Source organism: Pyxidicoccus fallax (genome assembly GCF_012933655.1).
Taxonomy (GTDB): Bacteria; Myxococcota; Myxococcia; order Myxococcales; family Myxococcaceae; genus Myxococcus; species Myxococcus fallax.
Map to the genome: position 1 here is coordinate 1 of NZ_JABBJJ010000557.1, position 4,814 is coordinate 4,814.

4 protein-coding genes are annotated in these 4,814 nt (G+C 72.4%); all 4 read right to left on the minus strand.

All coding sequences use genetic code 11. The features are described from left to right. Window positions 1-60 precede the first annotated feature (60 nt). The 4 genes from HG543_RS51430 to HG543_RS51445 are packed head-to-tail and all read right to left on the minus strand — an operon-like array spanning window position 61 to window position 4,546. Complete coding sequence (locus HG543_RS51430; protein WP_169352323.1) at window positions 61-762, minus strand: DUF4956 domain-containing protein; 702 nt, start codon at window positions 760-762, stop codon at window positions 61-63. Window positions 763-774: 12 nt separating this feature from the next. Continuing rightward, window positions 775-2,478, minus strand: a complete 1,704-nt coding sequence (gene tmk, locus HG543_RS51435; protein ID WP_169352324.1) for a dTMP kinase — start codon at window positions 2,476-2,478, stop codon at window positions 775-777. Window positions 2,479-2,484: 6 nt separating this feature from the next. Then, the gene (locus HG543_RS51440; protein WP_169352325.1) at window positions 2,485-3,201 is read right to left on the minus strand and encodes a VTC domain-containing protein; all 717 of its coding nucleotides are present in this window, start codon (window positions 3,199-3,201) and stop codon (window positions 2,485-2,487) included. Between the two features lie 19 nt (window positions 3,202-3,220). Continuing rightward, window positions 3,221-4,546: a putative porin gene (locus tag HG543_RS51445; RefSeq protein ID WP_169352326.1), complete on the minus strand. Its 1,326-nt coding sequence runs from the start codon at window positions 4,544-4,546 to the stop codon at window positions 3,221-3,223. Window positions 4,547-4,814: the final 268 nt, after the last annotated feature.

Below are 4,814 nucleotides of genomic sequence, written 5' to 3' on the forward strand. Positions count from 1 at the left end.
CGCCTCCGCCGCACCCCACCAGCAACCACCCCGCCGCGAACGCGGCCACCCACCTGCGCGTCATACCATGTCCTCCCGAGCCGTCTTCGGGCTCACCGCCGTCCACCGCAGACCCCTGAGGGGCGCTCCCTCCGTTTGACCCAACGCCGCCGCCAGGGAGCCCGGCTCCGGCTCTTCCACTTCCAGCTCCACGCGCCGCCCGTCGAAGTCGAGCGCGCAGCTCTTCACCATCACGTTGCGAGTCCCCAGCGCCCGCCGCAGCGTGGCCTCCGCCACCACCAGGTCATCCGCCTGCGCGGACACCAGCACCCGCTGCTTCGGCCCGGTCTTCTCCTCGCGGTTGAACAGGTCCAGCACCCACAGCAGCGCCGCCACGAACAGCGTGCCCAGGCCCGCCAACCCCAGGCTGCCGTGGCCGCACGCCATGCCCAGGCCAATCATCAGGAAGAGGATGGCCGCGTCGCGAGGGTCCTTCAGCCCCGAGCGGAAGCGCACGAAGCCACCCAATCCCACCAGCCCGAAGGCCTTGGCCAGGCTGTCGCCGATGACGGCGGTGATGACCGCCGCCGCGGCGCACAACAGCACCTGGGCCTGAATCATCTCGGCCTTGGGCAGCGAGCGCTTCATCAGCAGCCGCCAGGGCCGCAGCGACAGCACCGCGCCGATGAGCGCCGCCGCCAGCATCCGGGAAAACATGTCCGCCACTGGCACCACGGTGAGCTCGGACTTCGCGCTTTCGAAGAATGATGAGAATGGGTCCATGGTGTCCTGGCTCTACAGCTCCACCTGGGAGAGGGCTTCCGTCTCCACGCGGGACGCGCGGGCGTGCGGGGCCGGGGTGTGCCGCGCGGTGGCGATGACGCCGTACGCGTTGCGCAGCACCGGCAGCCGCGCCGGGTGCGCCGTCAGCAGCCGGTCAATCAGTGCCCGTGCGTGCGGGCCCAGCGGCAGGCCCTTTAGCGACGACAGCACGGTGGCGGGCCACCGGTCCGCGTGCTCCACGCGCAGCTTCCACGCGCGCGGGTCGTCCAGTCCGTCCACCGAGTCCAGCGCCTCCTTCGTCCGCGGCGCGCCCTTCTCGCGCAGCGCCCAGGCCTCCTCCGTGGTGAGGCCGGTGAGCGAGCGCAGCACCAGCTTCAGGGCCTTGCCCGCCAGCGCCTCGCGCAGGCCGCGCGCCACCGGCGTGTCCAGGCCCGTGGTGCTGCGCAGCACCGCCAGCCGGTCATGTGGCAGCAGCACCTCGCGCAGCGCGTCCGCGCGCTCCGTGGAGAGCCCGCCCAGGCTGCGCGCCACCTCCACGTACAGCTTGCGCTGCATGCCCGCCTCGCGGATGAGCCACGCCTCGTCGCCGTCCACCCCGGCGAGGCCGCAGAGCACCTCCGCCAGCTTCCCGTCGCGCATGCCGCGCTCGCGCAGCGCCCACGCCTGGGGCGAGCTGTCGCCCTTGAGGCCCGACAGCACCTCCACCGGCGCCTGCGCGTACAGGCGCTCGCGCAGCATCATCGCCCGCGCGGAGGCGAGGCCGCCCAGGCTGGTGGCCACCTCGGCGGGGGCCACCGCCGCCAGCACGTCACGCAGTGTCCAGGCCGCCTCGTCATCCAAGCCGCCCAGGCCGCGGGCGGTGAGGGCGGGGAAGCGCTCCGTGTAGACGAGCCGCCGCTGGTGCGCGGGCAGTCCGGGCAGGCCGCCCACCATCCACGCCGCCAGCGCGGGCTCGCGCACCTCCACCGAGTCCAGCGCGCGGAAGAAGCGTTCCTCCGCGGTGTCCACCGTGGCGGGCTCGGCGGGGAGCGCGGCCGGCGCGGGGACGATGCGCTGCACCGGCACCTCGCGCCCCTCCAGCCGCGCCACCACCGCGTCCACCAGCCGCTGCTCCAGCACGCGCAGCGGCACGTCGTTGTTCTCCAGGATGAGCCAGCGCTGCGGGTCCTTGCGCGCCAGCTCCAGGAAGGACTCGCGCACCCGCACCGCCAGGCCCGCCCCGGCCAGGCCCTTGCGGCTGTCGCCGTCCTGGGTGCGCCCGCTCTGCAGCTTGCCCAGCCGCTTGCGCCAGCGCGCCAGGTCCGGGTCCACGTCCACCAGCACGACGAGGTCCGGCCACAGCCCCTGCGAGGCCAGCTCGCACGCGGGCATCAGCTCCGACATGGGCAGCCCGCGCCCGCCGCCGCTCAGCGCGAGCTGCGAGTACAGGTAGCGGTCGGTGATGCACACCTCGCCCCGGCGCAGCGCTGGCGCCACCACCTCGTCCAGTTGCTGCGCGTCACGCGCCAGGTTGAGGAAGAACTCGGTGCGCGGCGACAGCTCCAAGAGCCGCGAGTCGCGCGTCAGCTCCCGGATGCGCCGGGCCGCGGGCGCCTGCAGCTCACCCCCCTCCCGCGCATGCGCCACCCGGTAGCCGAGCCGCTTGAGCCGCGCGGCCAGCAGGTTGGAAAGCGTCGTCTTCCCGCTGCCGTCAATCCCCTCGAAGTCGATGAACACGGTGCCCTATCCCCCTACGACCCCATCCCGGGCGAAGGCGTGAACCCTCGCCATCCCTTCCGCGAACTTGCTGTACGCCGGCGCTCCGCCCGGATTGAGCGACGCCAGCCACTCGGGCAGCTCGTGCCCGAGGTGCTTCACCTCCACCACCACCCGGCTGTCCGCCGAGTGCGGCGGGCCCAGCCGCTCCGCCGTCAGCGGCAGCTGCGACAGCGCCAGCTCGGACGTAATCGTGTGGAAGCCGATGTCCCGGTCCACCGTCACGCGCCACGCCTGCGTGGCCTGATACACGTGCCGCTTGTACGTCACCGCCAGCACCGGCACGAGGCTGCCCCCGGAGAACAGCGGCAGGAGGCTGGCGCCCCCGCCGCGTATCACCCGGCCCAGCTCCGAGCGGGGCACCCACACGCGGCGCTTCTGCGTGAGGCCGTGCCGCTCGCGCTTCACCTCCAGCACCACGCGCTGCACGCCGCCGGCCCCCAGGTCCGGCGAGTACTCCTTCGTGCGGACCTTGAGGCAGTCGTCCGGCGTGCGCAGCGCGCGCGACGCCAGCGGGCAGCCCGGCCGGTCGAAATAGACGGACACGATGCGCGTGGGTGGAGGCAGGTGCCCCCCCAGCTCCACGGACAGGCGCGTGCACAGCGTGCGCGCCATGTCCTCTTCCAGCACCAGCTTGAACTCACGCCGGAGCTTGGTGACTTCCCCCTCGGCGAACGAGAGCATGGTCATATCTCCGCGCTTGTCAGAAACGGGTGGCGAGCTGCAGCGAGTACTCGAGCGCGGCGGTCTCATCCCCCGGCCGCAGCGCGCGCTCCGCCTGGAACTGCGCCTTGAACCGGTCGCTCAGGAGGACGTTGAGGCCGCCCACCAGCGCGTACCCCTTGCCCTCCACGTCGCCGCGCAGCTGGAGCGCCTCGTAGCCCAGCACCGGCTGCAGCGCCCACTCCTTCGAGCTGCCCACCGGCAGCGTGTAGCTCGTCAACAGCAGCTGCGCGGTGAAGGGGCCCAGCGGCAGATTGCCCGCGACGGCCTCGCCCGACAGCGTCAGCCCGCCCAGCTTCAGCTCCGCGTCGCCCGCGTACGCGTACTTCGTCACGACCTCCAGCGCCTCCACCACGTAGCCGCTCACGCCCAGGGTGAGCGCCTTGAATGGACGGATGCTCACGCGCGCGGCGGCGTCCTCCTTCAGCCGCACGCCCAGCTCGTCCTTGCCGCCCTCGAAGAGGCCCGCGGACACCTTGAGCCCCCACACGTCCTTCAGCCGCACCTCGCCCATCAGTCCCAGCCGGCGGCCGCCCAGCTGGTGCACGTCCGTCAGGTAGTCCTCCACCAGTCCGCGGCCCTGGATGGGCAAATCCCACGACGACTCCAGCCGGCGCTGGAGGAAGGGCGACTTGAACTGGCCGCCGTACAGCCGGAAGCGCTTCGAGTCGTCCGCCAGACGCACGAAGGCGTCCTTCAGCAGGTTGTCGTCCGCGAGGTCCGCCGTCACCTCGGCCTCGAGGTTGGACAGCGACGTGCTGACGCCCACGCGCGCCGAGGCGAGGCTCAGCGAGCGCGTGTACTTCTCGCGCTCGTCCGCGCTGGCCCGGGCGAACACGCGGCCAAAGACGCGCAGGTTCTCACGCACCTCGTCGGCGGGCGCGTCGTCGAGCGCGTCCGGGTTCTCGCCCAGCGAGTCGTCCTGCGCCTCGCCCGGCTTCTTCTTCTTCTTGGTCTTCTTCTCCGCCACCGGCTCCGCGGCCTTGCCCGGCACCGGGCCCACGGGCGACACCTGCTCTCCGGGCACCCCCTTCGTCGGCGGCACAGCTTCCGCCAACGCCCCCTCCATCACCTCGCCCGAGTCGTCACCCGTGGGCCCCTCCGTGGCCGCGTCGGCCGCGACACCGCTCTCCGGACCCTCCACCCCGTCCACCACCCCGCCCGAGAGCGTGTCCTCCGCGGTCTCCCCTTCGGAGACCTCCGTCTCCAGGGCCGGAGTTCCAGCGCCCGCGAGCGCTGGCATGCCCAGGAGGACCGCGGCGAGAAGGCCCCGCCTCGTCGAATCATCCACCCGCCACCCACCCATGTCCCTCGCCTCCCCGCCGCAGTCGGAGGGCACCCTGTGCAACACTGGTGCCCGACTGGAGAACGTCGAGGGGTGGACGGATTTCGCACCCGTGAGGCGCCAAACCGGCGTTTCGAGGGCGTCACCGCTCCGTCACAGGGAACGAAAGTTCCACTTCCCGGGGCAGACGGCCCTGTAGAAAGTCCGCCGTCTGGAAGGACTTACTGGCTGACGGGAGGATCGGCCGGTGGGGTAGGGGACACGCCGGCGTCGGGCGCGGTAGTGGGGG